This window comes from Pseudoxanthobacter sp. M-2 (assembly GCF_046156265.1).
Classification (GTDB): domain Bacteria; phylum Pseudomonadota; class Alphaproteobacteria; order Rhizobiales; family Segnochrobactraceae; genus CAMDHY01.
Map to the genome: position 1 here is coordinate 506082 of NZ_JAWDIR010000011.1, position 16214 is coordinate 522295.

The window sequence follows — 16214 nt, forward strand, 5'->3', positions numbered from 1 at the left end:
GTGCCGTCATTCTCCCGTAGCCTCGAGAAGGCGCTGCATCAGGCCCTCGCGTTCGCGAACGAGCGGCATCAGGAATATGCGACGCTCGAGCACCTGCTGCTGGCGCTGATAGAGGACCAGGATGCGGCCGCGGTCATGCGCGCCTGCAACGTCGACCTGGACAAGCTAAAGCGCGACCTCGTCGAGTACATCGACACCGAGCTCGACAACCTCGTCACCGATGCCGGCGACGATTCCAAGCCGACCGCCGGTTTCCAGCGGGTCATCCAGCGCGCCGTCATCCACGTGCAGTCGTCGGGCCGCGAGGAGGTGACGGGCGCGAACGTGCTCGTCGCCATCTTCGCGGAGCGCGAGAGCCACGCGGCGTACTTCCTGCAGGAGCAGGACATGACCCGCTACGATGCCGTGAACTACATCAGCCACGGCATCGCGAAGCGGGTCGGCATGGCCGAACCGCGGGCGGCGCGCGGGGCAGACGATGAGCAGGCGACCGTGGACGGTACCGAACGGACGAAGCGCAAGACCGACGCTCTCGAGGCCTATTGCGTCAACCTCAACGAGAAGGCGAAGAAGGGGAAGATCGACCCCGTCATCGGCCGCGACGAGGAGATCCGGCGCACCATCCAGGTGCTCTGCCGGCGCCAGAAGAACAACCCGCTGTTCGTCGGTGATCCCGGCGTCGGCAAGACCGCGATCGCCGAGGGCCTCGCGCGCCGCATCGTCAACGACGAGGTGCCCGAGGTGCTCGCCGACGCGACGATCTTCGCCCTCGACATGGGCGCGCTGCTCGCCGGCACGCGCTATCGCGGCGACTTCGAGGAGCGGCTGAAGCAGGTCGTCAAGGAGGTCGAGGAGTACCCCGGCGCCGTCCTGTTCATCGACGAGATCCACACCGTCATCGGTGCCGGCGCCACCTCCGGCGGCGCCATGGACGCCTCGAACCTCCTGAAGCCGGCGCTCGCCTCCGGCCAGATCCGCTGCATCGGCTCGACGACCTACAAGGAATATCGCCAGTTCTTCGAGAAGGACCGGGCGCTGGTCCGTCGCTTCCAGAAGATCGACGTCAACGAGCCCTCGATCCCGGATGCCATCGAGATCCTCAAGGGCCTGAAGCCCTACTTCGAGGAGTATCACGGCGTCCGCTACACCTCCGACGCCATCAAGACGGCGGTGGAACTGTCGGCCCGCTACATCAACGACCGCAAGTTGCCGGACAAGGCGATCGACGTGATCGACGAGTCGGGTGCCTCGCAGATGCTCCTGCCGGAGTCCCGCCGCAAGAAAACGATCGGCGTCAAGGAGATCGAGGTCACCATCGCGACGATGGCGCGCATCCCGCCGAAGTCGGTGTCGAAGGACGACGCTGAGGTGCTGCGCAACCTCAACGAGAACCTGAAGCGCGTCGTCTATGGTCAGGACGCGGCGATCGAGACGCTGTCGTCGGCGATCAAGCTCGCCCGGGCGGGCCTGCGCGAGCCGGAGAAGCCGATCGGCAGCTACCTGTTCTCCGGTCCGACCGGCGTCGGCAAGACCGAAGTCGCCCGCCAGCTCGCCGAGATCCTCGGCGTCAAGATGCTGCGCTTCGACATGTCGGAGTACATGGAGCGGCACACCGTCAGCCGCCTGATCGGCGCACCTCCGGGCTATGTCGGCTTCGACCAGGGCGGCCTTCTGACCGACGGCATCGACCAGCATCCGCACTGCGTGCTGCTGCTCGACGAGATCGAGAAGGCGCACCCGGACCTGTTCAACATCCTGTTGCAGGTGATGGACCACGGCAAGCTGACCGACCACAACGGCAAGCAGGTGGATTTCCGCAACGTCGTCCTGATCATGACGACGAACGCCGGTGCCGCCGACCTCGCCAAGGCACCGATCGGCTTCAGCCGGACGCGTCGCGACGGCGAGGACACCGAGGCGATCAACCGCCTGTTCACGCCGGAGTTCCGCAACCGCCTCGACGCCATCGTCGCCTTCCGCAATCTGCCGCCGGAGGTGGTCCACCTTGTCGTGCAGAAGTTCGTGCTGCAGCTCGAGGCCCAGCTCTCGGACCGCAACATCACCTTCGAGCTCGACGATGCCGCGGTGAAGTGGCTGTCGGAGAAGGGCTACGATGAGCGCATGGGGGCGCGGCCGCTCGCCCGCGTCATCCAGGAGCACATCAAGAAGCCGCTCGCCGAAGCCGTGCTGTTCGGCACGCTGATGAAGGGCGGCACCGTCAAGGTGACGGTCGAGAAGAAGGACGACGGCCAGGACGGCCTGAAGCTCGATCTCCTCGCCGACACCGGCGACCGACCGCGCCCGGCGCCGCCGAAGGAGGCCCGCAAGCCCCGCCGCCGCCCCGCCAAGACGAAGGCGAAGGTCAAGGTGAAGCCGGCGCCCGAGAAGCCGGTGAAGCGCAGCCTCGTTCCGAAGGTTCCGCTCACCCAGTAGGGGGCGAGGCCTCGAACGAACGCCGGCGGTCCGCCGCCGGCATGAGCCTGGTGCCGGCACATGCTGCCGGCACCGCAGGACGTCGACAGCCGGTGCAGCCTTCGGGGCCGCCCGGCTTCCTCCCGATCGCCGCCCGGGCTCCCCGAACGGCCGCACCATCCCCAGCCGCGTCGGTCTGCCGTGTCCGCTGAGTCCTCTGGCGACCCCCCGTCGCACGAGCCCGCCGCGTCCCACCGTCCGCGCGGCGGCTGGTTCCTCGCCGGCATGCGGGCGGCGGTCGGCGTGCCGGGCCTCGTGCTGTTCGCCTCCACCGTCGGCTTCGGCGGCTTCGCCCGCGAGGCGGGGCTGCCGCTCGGCCTGACCCTGCTGATGACCGGTGGGATCTGGGCGCTGCCGAGCCAGATCGTGCTCACCGGCTCGATCTCGGCCGGCTCCTCGCTCGTCGCCGCCTTCGTCTCCGTCTCGCTCTCCGCCGTCCGCCTGATGCCGATGACGGCGGCGATCATGCCGATGCTGCGCGGACCGGGCACGACGCGGCTACGCCTCCTCGCACTCAGCCACTTCGTCGCCGTCACCGCCTGGGTGCTGGCGATGGTCCAGCTGCCGTCGATCCCGCGCGAGGGCCGTGCCGCCTGGTATGCCGGGCTCGGCTCGGCGCTGGCGGTGGCGAGCGTCGGCGCCACCGCGCTTGGCTACTGGGGGGCGGGCGAACTGCCGCCGGTGCTCTCCGGCGCGCTGGTGTTCATGACGCCGGTCTATTTCCTCATCTCGATGAGCGGTGCGGCGCGCAGCCTGACCGAGCGGCTGGCGCTCGCCATCGGCCTCGTGCTGACGCCGCTCGTCGGGCTCGTCGACTCAACAACCGACCTCCTCTGGGGCGGTCTCGTCGGCGGCACGCTCGCCTTCCTGATCGGCCGCATCGTCGGGAGGGCCCGGTGACGCTGAGCTTCACGAGCGATCTCGGGCCGCTGTGGCCCTATCTGTTCATCCTGATCGCCGGCTTCCTGGCCACGGAGATGTGGCGCTGGATCGGGGTGCTCGTGGGCGCTCGCCTCGACGAGGCGTCGCCGGTGCTCGCCTGGGTGCGGGCGGTGGCGACCGCGCTGGTGGCCGGTGTCATCGCCAAGATGCTGCTCGCGCCCGGCGGCGCGCTGGCCACCACGCCGGCGGCGCTGCGCATCGTCGCGGCGGGCATCGGGCTCGCCGCCTATCTCGTCCTCGGGCGCCGGCTCTTCGCCGGCGTCGCCGCGGCGGAAGCCGTGCTGATCGCCGGCTGGCTGGCGCTCGACCCCTGAAGCTTGCGGAGGTCGCGGCGCTCAGGCGCCGGCGAGCGCCCTGCGATAGGCCTCGGCGTGGGAGGCGATGACGTCCTTCGGTGCCATCTCGCCGGTGTGCGGCCGCAGCGCCACGCCCTCCTTGCGCGGCATCACGTGCACGTGGGTGTGGAACACCACCTGGCCGCCGGCGCTTTCGTTGAACTGCTGCACCGTCACGCCGTCGGCGCCGAAGGCCGTCACGGCGGCGCGGGCGATCTTCTGGGCGGTCGCCATCACCGCGGCGAGGTCGGCCGGCGCGATGTCGAGCAGGTTGCGCGACGGCGCCTTCGGCAGCACCAGCGCGTGGCCGTCGCAGCGCGGCATGATGTCCATGATAGCGATGGTGGCGTCGTCCTCGTAGATCCTTGCCGAGGGCAGCTCGCCGCGCAGGATCCTGGCGAACACGTTCTGGTCGTCATAGTCGGCCATGAGGTCCTCCGGGCGGACGGCGATGCGGGGGCGGGCGAGCCTACTCGGTCCGCTCGGGCGCCGGCACCGTGCGCCAGCGGTCGAGCGTGCGGGCGACGAAGCCGAGCGTCTGCGGCGCGCGCACCGAGCCGGGCCGGCGCTCGCGCTCGAGGAAGACGCGCAGGCCCTCCGAATAGACCGCGACGTCGGTGATGTTCTCGGCCGCGATCGCCGCCCGCGTCTGGCGGTCGAACTCCGGCTTCTCGCGATTGACGTTGGCGGTTGGGGTGCGCCCGACGGGGGCGGAGAGGCCGAGCTGGCGGAGCCCCGCCGTCATGTGTTCCGTGATGCCGACGAAGCCGAACTCGGACACGGCGAACGGCCCGACGTGGCGGGCCTGGAGGTTGCGGATCGCCGGGTGGGCGGCAAAGGCCGTCAGCGGCAGCGTGCCGGCCGCCACCTGCGTGCCGAGGGCGCCACGGGCGGCGTGCTTGTCCTTGAAGAAGTGGAAGTGAGAGATCGTCCGCTCCACCGGCTCGCGCAGCCAGATCCAGTAGCGCGACGGGTCCGGCACCGCGTCGGCGAAGACGCTCGCCGAGAAGTGGCCGTGCACGACGCGCACGCCTTCCTCGGCGAGTTGCGCCACCACCGCCCGGTCGGCCTTCTTGCCGAGCTCGCGCAACAACGGGTGCGTGCGGGCGTGATGGGGCCCATAGGCGAAGGCGACGCGCCGCCCGTAGGCATGGCGCAGCACCTCGGCGAACGAGGTTCCGCCGGTCTTGGGGATGTGGACCGAGAAGATCAGGTCGTGGGAAGCACGGGTCATGGCGGCGCCCGATATAGCACCCTTGGCGCCCGTGTCCCATGCGGCGCGCGTCGCATCTGGTCAGGCAATTGCCGCCCGCGCCGCCGCCGTGGCAGTCTCCCGCCGGGGTCGACAGAAACCGGGGGAATCCTCTCATGCGTTGCAGTCTTGCAGTCTTCGCCGTGCTTGCTCTTTCCGCCACGCCGGCGCTCGCCGCAGACGTCCCGAACCTCGTCGGCAAATGGTCCGGCGAGGCGCAGGCGGTGATCATCGGCCCCAATCCCTACCGCATCCCGGACAGCGAGGGGCCGAACTTCCCGGAGGCGAAGATCACCTTCACCTACGAGATCACCCGTCAGGAGGGGACGCGCTTTTCCGGCACCATGTCGGGGGGCAAGTTCAGCGAGACCTTCATCGGCGCCCTGAAGCCGCCGGCCTACGATAGCGGCGTCTTCGTCGACGTCGACGGCCAATACGCCTTCACGCTGCGCAACCCGACCACGATCGACGTCTGCTACACCCACGTCTACCCGAACACCCGCGCGGTGGCCTGCTGGACGATGACGAAGCAGTAAGGGGGCTCCGACGTCACCTCGGAGCTGTTGTCTGGATCGCCGGCGGCTCGCTGCACGCCGGCGATTTCGCGTTGGCGGCGGCGAGTGGACCCGTCCCTGCTGCGGCTGAGGCATCCGCTGATCACGTGATCGCGATGAGGACACGCAGGACGGGAAGTTCCGTGGCTTTCGGGCTATCCTGACGTCGGCGCCTGAGCGAGTCCTGGCGCGATGGGTCGCGACCGTGGATAGACGGATCTGCCGACCGACCTTGGATTCCCGAGCGTAGCGAGAAAGTCTGGAGCGGTTCTTGCCATGGTGTCAGCATCGCGCGGAGTGGTTTTGAGCGCTGCGGTCGAAGCGGGCGAGTGGCTAGAGGGTCTCGGGTCCGGCTGCGCGAGCGACGACTTTTTCGCCTTTGGCAGCCTCTCCTCCGGGATCGACTATTCGATAGAGCGCACAGTCGTACGGAACTCCGCCGTCGCCATCGATCTGGACGTCTCCGACCTCGAATGGAGTGGGGCCGCCACTCCGGACCTGCAGCCCTCTGGATCGGAGGTGACACATGGGTACGCGCTTTCGGTGGGCTGCGATGTAGCATTGGAGATGGACGTTGACGTCAAGACATCGGAGAAATTTGCGGATCCCTCGCCCGTAGCGACCATCCAGCAAGCGGATACCGCCGAGAATGCTTATATTGAGTTGACGCAGTTTGAGATCTATGAGGAGCCCCTCGACGGTGATGAGCTAAACAGCGCTGAGTTTGCGCGAGTATGGGTGACAGTCCATGGAGGTCGTGGCGAAGATATAATTATGTCCGTTGTAAACGGTGGCGGACACACATTTTCATTTGGTAGATTAGGTGATGCTCATGATCTTGTTTATACTGGTCCAGGACTAGATGAAACTGTCATCATCACGATAAATGTTTGGACTCTTGACAAGAGTGGACATCCTTTAGAGGCATTCTTTGACCTCACGATTCATCCCCGCGACGTAGATCTCGCTCCCAGGGTGTTCATTACGGAGACCTTCTCGGTTGCAGAAGAGAATACCACCGATCAGTTGGCGGCGCGGTTCGAAGCCGAGGATCTCGATCAGGCCGACGGACTCTTGTTCACGCTGTCCGGAGAAGGTTCAGAAAATTTCAAGATTGTTGGCGACGGCATTTATCTGAAAGATAAAGTCGACTTCGAGATGCATCCCAGCTATTCACTAACACTTACCGTTACGGATAAGCACGGTAAATCGCATTCTGCCGACGTCAATATCAGCATTTCTAATGTGAACGAGGCGCCTTCGAACCTATTGCTCAGCGGTTCGCGCATCGACGAGAACTCGGCCAACGGGGCTGTGATCGGAGTTTTCTCGGCAATTGATTCCGACTTCAACGAGTCATTCAGTTTCGCTCTGAAGGACAATGGCGACGGGCCCTTCAAGATTGTGGGAAACGAACTGCGTCTAACTGGCGCGATCGACCACGAAAAAATCGAAAGCTATCAGATCACCGTTCTGGTCACGGACAAGGTTGGCAACACATTCCAGAAGTCGTTCACAATCATGGTGGACGACCGCAACGACGCGCCGTCTTTGGTCGTCGATGGCGGAGCGGTCGATGCCGACGCCGAGGTCGGCACCGTCGTCGCGACGCTCTCGGCCTCCGACCAGGACGGCGACGACGTCTCCTTTCGTCTCACCACCAACCCCGGCGGGCTGTTCAGGATCGTCGACGGCGAGATCGTGCTGGCGAAGCGGATGACCGAGGCGGTGGACGGCACCGTCGAGATCACCGTCGAGGCGTCCGACGGCCGGGGCGGCGTCACCACGGAGACGATCACCGTCGAGATCGACAAGAGCGTGCAGAGCGGCGACGGCAAGGACAACACGCTCGTCGGCGACGCCGGGCGCAACGTGTTCTTCGGAAAGGGCGGCGACGACGACTTGCAGGGCCTCGCCGGGAACGACAAGCTCGTCGGCGACGGCGGTGACGACGTGCTCGAAGGTGGTCTCGGTGGCGACGCGATGATCGGCGGCGCGGGACAGGATACGGCCTCCTATGCCGCGGCGACCGCCGGGGTGACGGCTAACCTCGCACGCCAGAATGCCACCACCGGCGAAGCCGCCGGCGACAGTTACAAGGGCATCGAGAACCTCGCGGGCTCCGCCTTCGACGACCACCTGACCGGCGACGGCAGGGCCAACCGGCTCGCGGGGGCGGACGGCGACGACAGCCTCGAGGGCGGTGGCGGCGACGACGCCCTGACGGGCGGCGACGGCCTCGACGAACTCACCGGCGGCACGGGGCGCGACAAGCTCAGCGGCGGCCTCGGTCCCGACAGCTTCGTCTGGAAAGAGCAGCGCGAGGCCGGCGACGTCGTCCTGGACTTCGTCTCCGACGGCGACCTGCTGGTCTTCGCGGTCGACGGCTGGAAGGGCATGAAGGACGGCGGCTTCAAGCTCGTGCAGTCTGACGACCCGAAGGCGAGCGGGGGCAAGCAGACGTTCCTGTTCGACCGCGACAACGGCAAGCTCTGGTTCGACGCCGACGGTTCAGGTGACGGCGATGCGGTTTTCATCGCCACCCTGCGCGACGTCGACAAGCTGAAGGCGTCTGATTTCGACCTCGTCTGACGCGCCTTCCGACGCCGCTCTTCAGCTCTCCTCGTCGCCACCCTTCCGGAAGGGCGCGTGTTCGGCGAGGTATTCCGTTTCGGCGGCCACCATCGCGCGTTCGCGCTCGAGGTAGTTGGCGACCGCGTCGCGCAGGCCCTTGTGGGCGATGTGGTGGGCGGAGAAGGTCGGCACCGCGCGGTAGCCGCGGGCGAGCTTGTGCTCGCCCTGCGCCCCCGCCTCGACGCGGGCGAGACCGTGGGCGATCGCGTGCTCGACGGCCTGGTGGTAGCAGACCTCGAAATGCAGGAAGGGGTGCTCCTCAATCGCCCCCCAGTAGCGCCCGTAGAGGGTGTCGGAGCCGGCGATGTTGAGGGCGCCGGCGATGGTGCGGCCGTCGCGGTTCGCCAGCACCAGCACAACCCGCTCGCCGAGCCGCTCGCCGAGCAGCGAGAAGAAGCGGCGGTTGAGATAGGGCCGGCCCCACTTGCGCGCCCCGGTGTCGGTGTAGAAGCGGAAGAAGGCGTCCCAGTGCGCCTCCGTCAGGGCGCTGCCGCTCAGGCGCTCGATCTCGATGCCGGCCGCCACCGCCTCGCGACGCTCACGCTTCACCTGCTTGCGCTTGCGCGAGGCGAAGGTGGCGAGGAAGTCGTCGAAGCTCGAGAAGCCCTCGTTGAACCAGTGGAACTGCCGGTCGGTGCGCGGCAGGAAACCGCGATCGGTCAGGAGCCGCCATTCCGGCTCGGTCGGGAAGGTGACGTGGGCCGAGGAGGCGCCGGTCTCGCGGGCGAGCGCCACGATGCCCTCGGCCAGCGCCGCGCGCACGGCGTCTCGGCCCGGTCCCGGCGCCGCCAGCAGCCGCGGCCCCGTCGCCGGGGTGAACGGCACCGACACCTGCAGCTTCGGATAATAGCGTCCACCGGCGCGCTCGAAGGCGTCCGCCCAGCCGTGGTCGAAGACGAACTCGCCCTGGGAGTGGCTCTTCAGGTACGCCGGCACCGCTCCCGCGAGGCCGCCGTCCGGCGCATCGAGGACGAGGTGGCGCGGCATCCAGCCGGTGCGCGCCGAGACCGTGCCGGCTTCCTCCAGGATCGCCAGGAAGTCGTGGCAGACGAACGGGTTGAACGGCTCCGTCGCGGTGCCGTCGGAGGCGATCGCGCCGCCCGGACCCACCGTCCAGCCCGGATTGGCGACGGCGTCCCAAGCCGCCTTGTCGATGTCGGCCATCGCCGCGGCGATGCTGAGGCGGATGGTCTCGCGGGTCTCGGGTGACGTCATCGGACCATGGTGGTGCGCACGGCGGCGTGCGAAAGGGGGCGGCGCCTGCGGGAGGATCGCGAAAGCGTCGCCGCTGAGTGTAGGGTCGCCGCTGCGGCTGTCGAGAGGGTCGCGACGCGCACCGCCGGCCCCGCGTCGCGCCGGGTTGCGGGCGACCCGCCCGCGGCCTAATCGTGCGGGCGAACGAAGCGGCGCCGAAGGGGGGGTGCGCGTGGAGGAACACGGCGGCGGCATTCCCTACCTGCGCGAGGCGATCGTCTTTCTGGTCGCCGCCGGCGTGCTCGTGCCGCTTTTGCACCGCCTGCGCGTCAGCCCGGTGCTCGGCTACCTGATCGTCGGTGGCCTGATCGGGCCGTTCGGGCTCGGGCTGTGGGCGTCCGACCATCCCGCGCTCGCCTTCGTCGTGATCACCGATCTCGACGGCGTGCAGGCGCTGGCAGAGCTCGGCGTACTATTCCTGCTGTTCACCATCGGGCTGGAGCTCTCGCTCGACCGGCTGTGGGCGATGCGGCGGCTGGTGTTCGGGCTCGGCAGCCTGCAGGTGCTGATCACCGGCGCCATCATCGGTGCCATCGCCTGGCAGTTCGGCAACTCGGTGCCGGCCTCCATCGTGCTCGGTGCGTGCCTGGCGCTGTCGTCGACGGCCATCGTGATGCAGATCCTGCTGCAGAGCCGGCGGCTCTCCACGCCGCTCGGGCGGTCGAGCTTTTCGATCCTGCTGATGCAGGATCTCGCGGTGGTGCCGATCCTCTTCGTCGTCGGCGTGCTCGGTGCGAAGGTCGAGGGCAGCATCGGCGTCGAGCTCGCACTGGCGCTCGGCAAGGCGGTGCTGACGATCGGCGCCATCTACCTCGTCGGCCGGCTGGTGCTGCGCCCGGTGCTGCGCCTCGTCGCCCAGGCGCGCAGCCCGGAGATGTTCATGGCGGCGGTGCTCCTCGCCGTCGTCGGCATCGCCACAATCACCGGGCTCGCCGGCCTGTCGATGCCGCTCGGCGCCTTCCTAGCCGGCCTGCTGCTGGCCGAGACCGAGTTCCGCCACGAGATCGAGGTCGACATCGAGCCCTTCAAGGGACTGATGCTCGGGCTGTTCTTCATGTCGGTCGGCATGGGTATCGACTGGCGCGTCGTCGCCGATGAGCCGTTCTGGATCGCGGTGGCGGTGGTTGGCCTGTTCGCGCTCAAGTCGACGATCACGGCCGGTCTCTGCGTCGCCTTCGGAGTGCCGCGCCCCGTCTCGCTGGAGACCGGGCTGCTGCTCGGCCAGGGTGGCGAGTTCGCCTTCATTGTCGTCGGACTGGCGATGAGCCTCGCGCTGCTGCCGGCGGATGTCGGCCAGTACATGCTCATCGTCACCGGCCTGACGATGCTGGTGACGCCGCTCGTCGCCGCCGCCGCCGCGCGGCTCGCCGCCCAGTGGGCCCGCCGCGAGACGGCCGCGGCGCACGAGGGCGACCTCGCCGAGGTGGCGACGATCGACGGCCACGTCGTCATCGCCGGCTTCGGCCGCGTCGGCCGGCTGGTCGCCGCTACCCTGCGGGCGGAGGCGATCCCGTTCCTCGCACTCGACAACGACCCTGTCGCCGTCGCCCATGAGCGCGCCAACGGCCTGCCGGTGTTCTTCGGCGATGCCTCGCGACTGGAAATGCTGGTGCGCGCCCACGTCGAGCGGGCGGGGGCGGTGGTGGTGACGCTCGACGATTCGACCTCGGCCGAGCGCATCGTCGCCGCCGTGCACGGCGCCTGGCCGGCGATCCCGATCTATGTGCGCGCCCGCGACGCCGCCCACGCCGCCCGCCTCATCGCCGCCGGGGCGAGTGTCGCGGTGCCGCTCGCCACCGAGGCGAGCCTGCAACTCGCCGGCCGCGTCCTCGTCGGCCTCGGCCTCACCGAAGACGCCACCCGCCGCCGCCTGGAGCACCAGCGGCTGCTGGAGGGCGGGTGAGGGAGGGTGGGGCCGCCGTCGCGATCGTCCGGGAAGGACCCGACGGGGAAGTCGAAGCCGCCGCACATCCGCAGATTGATGCTCGCGGGGCGCAGTGCGACACTCGACGGAACGGCTCGAACGGGCGGGGGGCTCCGGGAGCGTGACGGTCGCACGCAACCTCACCATTTGTACAGGTCTGCTGGCACTCGCGGCCTTATCCGGAGCCGCCGTCGGCCCGGCGGTCACCGGCGCGGCGGTGGTGGTCGGTGTTGCCGGGAGCCTCGCCTGCAACCTCGCCGCCAGCCGGATCGATGCTGCGGGGAAGTCGTTCTTGGGGCGCTGGACGGCGCTGCGTCAAGGCAAGGCGCTCGACCCCAACCACGACGAGGCGCGGGCGCTGCGCCAGGCGCAACTTGCGGCACTGCGCAATCTCCTCGACGAGTGGCAGGCCGTCCCCGGCGGCGAGTTCGCGGACCTTCGCCGCACCGCTCACGCGGCGCTCGAATGGGCGAGGACCGAGCTCAAGGCGTCGGTGAAGGGGGATGCGACGGACGCGTCCGCGGTCGAAGCGGCGCTGCGCGATGCTCTGCCCCTCGCGCTTGCAGAGATGGCGGGGGCGCCACGAGGCGAAACCGCCGCATCGGCCGCCATCGATCTCCGTCGCCTGGCAGAGAACGCCGTGCTCGCCGAACTCGCCGCTGCCGGCCACCCGCTAGAGGGGGAAGCGGAACGGCGGTTCCGGGATCCGGGCACGGGGTGGTTCGCTCGCTTCGCCGTCCAGGGCGCCGCGAAGATCAAGCATGATGCCGCCGCCCGCCACATCTGGATGGCGATGCGCCTCGCCCTCGTCGACGAGCGGACGGCGACGATCGAAGAATTCGCCGCTTCGAACGACGAGCAGGTTCGCGCGATTGCCGCCGAGGTGAACAAGCTCTCGGCGCTGGCCGCGCGGATCGACGACCAGATCTTCGGCACGCCTCCGGTGCTGATGCTGCTGCCGGAGGTGCGGCCAATGTCGGCGGCCGACCGCTTCTCCTTCCGCAACCCCGATATCCCGTTCCGCGGCCGTGGCGACGAACTGGCGGAGCTCGACGCCTTCCTCGACGACGAGCGGCCGTTCGCCTGGCACATGCTGGTCGGCGGCGGCGGGGCGGGCAAGAGCCGGCTGGCGCTGGAACTCTGCAAGCGCCGCGACGGCGACTGGCGCGTCGGTTTCGCCCCGCGCGAGGGCAACGAGACCGTCGCCGCCCACACGCTGAACGCCTGGCAGCCGCGCAAGTCCCACCTGATCATCGTCGACTACGTGCTCGCCAATTCGGCGATGACGACGGCGCTGCTGACCATGGGCGTCGCCAACGGCGGCCGCTACGGCCACAAGCTGCGCGTTCTCCTGATCGAGCGGGCCGACGAGGACTTCCAGCGCGCGCAGCTCTGGGGCGCCGCGCAGGAGCGGCAAGGGATCGAGGCGGCCCGCTGGAGGTCCGATGCGCTGAACGTCGGCGAGCAGACCGACGAGGACATCTTCGCGCTGGCCGGGCCGTTCCTCGGGGGCCTCGAGATCGAGCGGGCGGACTTCCTCGCCCGCCACGCAGAGGTGGACCCGGAGCGGCGCACGCTGACGGCCCTCATCCTCGCCGAGGCGATGGCGGCCGGAGAGGGGGAGGCGGCGACGCTCTCGGCTCTCATCGGCAGGCTGGTTGCCCGCGAGCGCAAGCGCTGGCGGGCCATGGGGATCCGCCCCGCCGTCGAGGAACCGCTGCTCGCGCTCTCGACGATGATCGACGGCTACGAGGCCGCGCGGGATGCCGAGCGCCTTCCGCAGCCACTGCAGAATGCCCTCTCGGACGAGGTGGGCGAGAAGGGTTTCGCTGCGCTTCGCAGCGAGGCGCCGCCAACCGAGGCTGCCCCCGGCCGCCTCGGCCGTCTCCTGCCCGACCTCGTCGGCGAGTTTTTCGCCCTCGACCTCCTCGCCGCGAGCGTCGCTGCGACGGGCGCACCGCGCTTCCCATGGCTCGCCGAAGCGGCGTGGCGGGCAGGAGACGGGTGGAACACGGCGGAGTTCGCCTGGCGCGCCCGCCGCGACTTCGGGGGACATCCCGGGCTGCAAGCGTTGCGGAGACCGGTGGCGGGTGTCTCGCAGAGCTACGCGTTCGAGGTTTTCGACCACGTCGAGGCTGCCGCGCAGTCCGCGGGAGAGAAGCGGGAAGCCTTTCCGGAGGAGGCCTTCCGCGTTCTCGCGACCTACGACGACTGGGCCGCGCGACTGGCCGAGGCGGACCTACTCACAGCGTTTGCAGGTGAATCTGGATGGCACTTCTCGGCCGGGAGAATTGCGGGGTTCATCACGGCGCTTGCCGATGTTGCGACCCGACCTGCCGTGCCGGTCGAACTGCTGGTGCGGCTGGCCTCAAGCGTCTTCGCGTTTGTGACCACTCGGTCAGACGGCAACCCAGAGGAAGCACGGGCGCTGCTCGATCGTCTAGGGGCCGCGTCGGCCGTTGCGGGGGCGCCGCCGGAGGTGCGCGTGGAGTGGGCGAAGAGCGTCTTTAACTACATCTTGCACACCGACGCCGCGGCACCCGAGCCGACACAAGCACTGCTTGAGCGACTGGAGGCGGCGTCGGCCGTTGCGGGGGCGCCGCCGGAGTTGCGGGTGTTGTGGGCGAAGAGCGTCACGAACTACATCTTACACACCGCCGCTGTGGCACCCGAGTCCGCGCGCGCGCTGCTGGATGAGCTGAAGACGGCGTCGGCGGTTACGGGGGCGCCGCCGGAGTTGCGGGAAGAGTGGGTGAAGAGCGTCTTCAACTACATCTTACACACCGCCGCTGTGGCACCCGAGTCCGCGCGCGCGCTGCTGGATGACCTGCAGATGGCATCGGCCGTTGCGGGGGCGCCGCCGGAGTTGCGGGAAGAGTGGGCGAAGAGTGTCTTCAACTACACCTTCCACACCGACGCCGCGGCACCCGAGTCCGCACGCGCGCTGCTGGATGAGCTGAAGGCCGCGTCGGCGGTTGCGGGGGCGCCGCCGGAGTTGCAGGTGTGGTGGGCGCAGAGCGTCACGAACTACATCGGCCGCACCGCCGCCGCGGCACCCAAATCCGCACGCGCGCTGCTGGATGAGCTGGCGACGTCGGCCGTTGCGGGGGCGCCGCCGGAGCTGCAGGTGGAGTGGGCGAGGAGTGTCTACAACTACATCACCCACGTCGCCGCGGCGGCACCCGAGCCCGCACGCGCGCTGCTGGATGAACTAAAGGCGGCGTCGGCGGTTGCCGGGGCGCCGCCGGAGTTGCAGGTGTGGTGGGTGAAGAGCGTCTTCAACTACATCGTACACACCGCCGCTCTGGCACCCGAGTCCGCGCGCGCGCTGCTGGATGACCTGCAGACGGCATCGGCCGTTGCGGGGGCGCCGCCGGAGTTGCGGGAAGAGTGGGCGAAGAGTGTCTTCAACTACATCTTCCACACCGCCGCGGCGGCACCCGAGTCCGCACGCGCGCTGCTGGATGAGCTGGAGGCCGCGTCGGCGGTTGCGGGGGCGCCGCCGGAGTTGCGGGTGCAGTGGGTGAAGAGCGTCTTCAACTACATCTTACACACCGGCGCTGTGGCACCCGAGTCCGCTTGCGCGCTGCTGGACGACCTGCAGACGGCATCGGCCGTTGCGGGGGCGCCGCCGGAGGTGCGGGAACAGTGGGCGAAGAGCAGTGCCGCTTTCATCGCGGGCCGATGCTCTGCGAAGGATTTTAACGGCGCCCGTGCGTTCTATGCGACCGTGGCTTCGCGCTGGCGGGAGCGGCCGGAACCGAAGCTCTGGTTCGGCTGGGCAGCGGCGGTTCGCTTCTTGTTGGAAGCCCAACGTGAAGACGCCGCCGACGCTGTGCTGCTGCCGGACCTTCTGTCGGACTTGCTGTTCCTCGCCGACGTCGCGGCGGACGATCCCAGGGTGATGGACGTCCTCGCGCCTCTCGACGATCACATCGCCCGGGCGCGGGAGAACGTGCCCCGCGGCGACGGTTCCGGCCCCGGCAACTGAGGCGCTTGCCCCAGAGTGCCACCCCTCACTCCGGCACAAAACCTTCGAAGATGATCTGGTCGGCGTGGGCGCGGGCGTGGCGGAGTTCGTCGGGGGTGCGGACGGTCCAGGTCAAAAGCGGCTTGCCGAAGACGCGGCGGAGGATGACCGGGCCCGGCATCGGCAGCGCGTGGACGTCGTAAGCGATGAAGTCCGGCTGCGAGCGCGGGGCGTGCAGGAGGTGGCGGAGCGCGAAGCGCTCCATGGTGGTGAGCCGGCCGTACTCGTGCGGGTCGGTGGCGATGTCGGCGACGATGCCGCGCGTCAGGCCGGGCATCGCGTGGCGCAGGCCCTCGACGAGGTCGGGGTCGAAGGACATGGCCGCGACAGGACCGTCATAGGCTTCGAGCGCGGCGACGACGCCGGCGACGAGGCGGGTGCCGGGATCGCGCACCCACTGCGACTTCAGCTCGAGCACCAGCGGCACGCGGCCGGCGACGGTGTCGAGCAGGTCCTGCAGCGTCGGGATGCGGGCGGTACCGACCTTGAAGGGGATGTCGGCGAGGTCGGCGGCGGTGCGGGCGGCGACGCGGCCGGTGCCGGTCGTCAGGCGCTCGAGCGTGTCGTCGTGGAAGACGATCACCTCGCCATCGCGCGACATCTGCAGGTCGACCTCGATCGAGAACCCGTGCTCGATGGCGGCGATCGCCGCCGGCAGGGTGTTCTCGAGGATGCCACGGGATGCGTCGTGCAGGCCGCGGTGGGCGACCGGGCGCGCCGTCAGCCAGGAAGGTGCCGCCATCGCCCGTCTCCCGTGACACGGCTGCCGTGTCACCGCTCCCGTGCCGACGTGCCCCGGCAAGGCTCTCTACGATGC

The 16214-nt window shown here is 69.0% G+C and carries 11 protein-coding genes; 7 read left to right on the forward strand and 4 right to left on the reverse strand.

Annotated features, from left to right (window positions below):
• The 3 genes from clpA to RUR49_RS07445 all read left to right on the forward strand — a co-directional run bounded on the left by clpA (window position 1) and on the right by RUR49_RS07445 (window position 3728).
• The gene (gene clpA, locus RUR49_RS07435) at window positions 1-2433 is read left to right on the forward strand and encodes an ATP-dependent Clp protease ATP-binding subunit ClpA (protein WP_409145734.1); all 2433 of its coding nucleotides are present in this window, start codon (window positions 1-3) and stop codon (window positions 2431-2433) included.
• A 180-nt stretch (window positions 2434-2613) separates the two neighbouring features.
• Window positions 2614-3372 (forward strand): AzlC family ABC transporter permease, encoded by a 759-nt coding sequence (locus RUR49_RS07440; protein ID WP_409145735.1) that lies wholly within the window; start codon window positions 2614-2616, stop codon window positions 3370-3372.
• Window positions 3369-3728 carry an AzlD domain-containing protein gene (locus RUR49_RS07445; RefSeq protein WP_409145736.1) on the forward strand — a complete coding sequence of 120 codons (360 nt, stop codon included), beginning with the start codon at window positions 3369-3371 and terminating at the stop codon, window positions 3726-3728. Before RUR49_RS07440 ends, RUR49_RS07445 begins: the two co-directional genes overlap by 4 nt.
• Window positions 3729-3749: 21 nt before the next feature.
• On the opposite strand, the gene RUR49_RS07450 is transcribed toward RUR49_RS07445, so the two are convergent.
• Together RUR49_RS07450 and RUR49_RS07455 are read right to left on the reverse strand one after the other, a co-directional pair.
• A complete protein-coding gene (locus tag RUR49_RS07450) occupies window positions 3750-4178 on the reverse strand; it encodes an HIT family protein (RefSeq protein WP_409145737.1) in 429 nt (142 codons plus the stop codon).
• A 40-nt stretch (window positions 4179-4218) separates the two neighbouring features.
• Window positions 4219-4983 carry a hypothetical protein gene (locus tag RUR49_RS07455; RefSeq protein ID WP_409145738.1) on the reverse strand — a complete coding sequence of 255 codons (765 nt, stop codon included), beginning with the start codon at window positions 4981-4983 and terminating at the stop codon, window positions 4219-4221.
• 134 nt (window positions 4984-5117) lie between these two features.
• Between RUR49_RS07455 and RUR49_RS07460 the strand changes: the two genes are divergently transcribed.
• The gene (locus RUR49_RS07460) at window positions 5118-5537 is read left to right on the forward strand and encodes a hypothetical protein (protein ID WP_409145739.1); all 420 of its coding nucleotides are present in this window, start codon (window positions 5118-5120) and stop codon (window positions 5535-5537) included.
• Window positions 5538-5831: 294 nt separating this feature from the next.
• Window positions 5832-8147 carry a cadherin domain-containing protein gene (locus RUR49_RS07465; RefSeq protein WP_409145740.1) on the forward strand — a complete coding sequence of 772 codons (2316 nt, stop codon included), beginning with the start codon at window positions 5832-5834 and terminating at the stop codon, window positions 8145-8147.
• 21 nt (window positions 8148-8168) lie between these two features.
• Here RUR49_RS07465 and RUR49_RS07470 read toward each other — a convergent pair whose 3' ends face one another.
• On the reverse strand, window positions 8169-9404 hold the full coding sequence (locus RUR49_RS07470; protein WP_409145741.1) for a GNAT family N-acetyltransferase: 1236 nt from the start codon (window positions 9402-9404) through the stop codon (window positions 8169-8171).
• Between the two features lie 205 nt (window positions 9405-9609).
• Here RUR49_RS07470 and RUR49_RS07475 point away from each other — a divergent pair, with 205 nt between their 5' ends.
• Together RUR49_RS07475 and RUR49_RS07480 are read left to right on the forward strand one after the other, a co-directional pair.
• Window positions 9610-11346 carry a monovalent cation:proton antiporter-2 (CPA2) family protein gene (locus tag RUR49_RS07475; protein WP_409145742.1) on the forward strand — a complete coding sequence of 579 codons (1737 nt, stop codon included), beginning with the start codon at window positions 9610-9612 and terminating at the stop codon, window positions 11344-11346.
• Between the two features lie 142 nt (window positions 11347-11488).
• Window positions 11489-15358 (forward strand): hypothetical protein, encoded by a 3870-nt coding sequence (locus RUR49_RS07480; RefSeq protein WP_409145743.1) that lies wholly within the window; start codon window positions 11489-11491, stop codon window positions 15356-15358.
• A gap of 25 nt (window positions 15359-15383) precedes the next feature.
• On the opposite strand, the gene RUR49_RS07485 is transcribed toward RUR49_RS07480, so the two are convergent.
• Window positions 15384-16139 (reverse strand): glycerophosphodiester phosphodiesterase family protein, encoded by a 756-nt coding sequence (locus RUR49_RS07485; RefSeq protein ID WP_409145744.1) that lies wholly within the window; start codon window positions 16137-16139, stop codon window positions 15384-15386.
• Between the last annotated feature and the right edge of the window lie 75 nt (window positions 16140-16214).